The organism is Terrisporobacter petrolearius (assembly GCF_020748185.1).
GTDB lineage: Bacteria > Bacillota > Clostridia > Peptostreptococcales > Peptostreptococcaceae > Terrisporobacter > Terrisporobacter petrolearius.
The window spans coordinates 1-431 of record NZ_JAHZMO010000206.1 but is presented as its reverse complement, the minus strand read 5'-3'; the positions used below and the strand labels follow the sequence as shown (position 1 = coordinate 431).

The following is a 431-nucleotide window of genomic DNA, read 5'->3' as shown; positions in this document are numbered from 1 at the left end:
TAAAAAGCGCCTGAATTCGCGACCTTCTCGTTACTGACAGGAAAATGGGCCATTGGCAACCAGGGAAAGATGAACGTGATGATGTTCACAATTTGCTGAATTGTGGTGATGTGATGCTCACCGCATTTCCTGAAAATTCACGCTGTATCTTGAAAAATCGACGTTTTTTACGTGGTTTTCCGTCGAAAATTTAAGGTAAGAACCTGACCTCGTGATTACTATTTCGCCGTGTTGACGACATCAGGAGGCCAGTATGACCGTATTACATAGTGTGGATTTTTTTCCGTCTGGTAACGCGTCCGTGGCGATAGAACCCCGGCTCCCGCAGGCGGATTTTCCTGAACATCATCATGATTTTCATGAAATTGTGATTGTCGAACATGGCACGGGTATTCATGTGTTTAATGGGCAGCCCTATACCATCACCGGTG

At 45.5% G+C, this 431-nt stretch carries 1 protein-coding gene; it reads left to right on the top strand.

Annotated features, from left to right (window positions below; genetic code table 11):
• Nucleotides 1-253 precede the first annotated feature (253 nt).
• A partial coding sequence (locus tag K0040_RS22605; protein WP_268597169.1) for an AraC family ligand binding domain-containing protein occupies nucleotides 254-431 on the top strand: 178 nt, incomplete at its 3' end.